The 647-nt window shown below is 44.7% G+C and carries 1 protein-coding gene and 1 pseudogene; one reads left to right on the forward strand and one right to left on the reverse strand.

Annotated elements, in window-relative coordinates:
• Window positions 1-382: OmpA family protein (locus KIV40_RS29485; RefSeq protein ID WP_285352801.1), on the forward strand; the 382-nt coding region annotated here is incomplete at its 5' end.
• Window positions 383-482: 100 nt separating this feature from the next.
• Here KIV40_RS29485 and KIV40_RS29490 read toward each other — a convergent pair.
• Window positions 483-647 (reverse strand): annotated as a pseudogene (locus tag KIV40_RS29490) (osmotically inducible protein OsmC); the annotation flags it as partial.

A 647-nucleotide genomic window follows, 5' to 3' on the forward strand; every position in this document is an offset into this window, starting at 1 on the left:
CTCTCAAGAGATGTTCGCGACGAACAGCACTGAGCTATCAGCAGATGGTAAAGCAGCGCTTGGTCCTCTGATTGCTGTTCTTCAGGCTCACCCTGAATCGAATGTAGAAGTCGTTGGTCACACTGACTCTACAGGTGCTGCTGAATACAACATGATGATCTCTAAGAAACGTGCTGCAGCCGTTGCTGCGTACATCGAAGAGCAAGGCATCGACGCTAGCCGTATTACCGCTTCTGGTGAAGGTGAAGAAAACCCAGTAGCGACGAATGACACCGCTGAAGGTCGTGCGATGAACAGTCGTGTTGAAGCAACAATTCCAGGCTTTGAGTACCAAGAAGAAGTTCAAGTTGATGAAGTGATTGTTGAAGAAGTAGCGAAATAACCAAGCCGCTTCTGTTACGTGATTAGGCTCTCTAATTAACGGACAATACAGAACTTAAAAATGAAGGCCACGTATGAAAATTACGTGGCCTTTCTTTTTATTAGACGATTTCCCAACTATGGGTCATTTCAACCCCTGCGCCTAGCATCAGACAAACTGAACAGTATTTTTCTAAAGAATCAGCACAAACCTTTGCAACTAGCTCTTCATCCAAGTTTTCACCGGACACTTCAAAGTGAATATTGATTGCGGTGAATATCTTTGG

The organism is Vibrio sp. D173a (assembly GCF_030248475.1).